Below are 255 nucleotides of genomic sequence, written 5' to 3'. Positions count from 1 at the left end.
CGCACACCGACTTCGTGCTGGATGCACCGCTCCCCATCGAATGGCGCCGCACCTACCGCAGCCAGCTGACGGCCTATGACCACGGCCATCTCGGCGCGCGCTGGCTTACCCCGTACAGCACCCGCATCGACGTCGTCGGCCAGGGCAAGCCCACCGCCCTGCTCTATCACGCCACCGACGGCCGCAGCCACCGCTATCCGTGGCTCGCCATCGGCCAGCGCCACCACGACCCGGTCGAACAGATCACGCTGACCC

Annotated in this window: 1 protein-coding gene; it reads left to right on the top strand. The window is 69.4% G+C overall.

Annotated elements, in window-relative coordinates:
- Positions 1-14: 14 nt before the first annotated feature.
- A partial coding sequence (locus GM672_RS28145) for a DUF6531 domain-containing protein (RefSeq protein ID WP_155473720.1) occupies positions 15-255 on the top strand: 241 nt, incomplete at its 3' end.

Source organism: Pseudoduganella buxea, assembly GCF_009720835.1.
GTDB lineage: Bacteria > Pseudomonadota > Gammaproteobacteria > Burkholderiales > Burkholderiaceae_D > Rugamonas > Rugamonas buxea.
The sequence above is the reverse complement of the archived record's forward strand: the minus strand, read 5'-3'. Positions and strand labels throughout refer to the sequence as shown.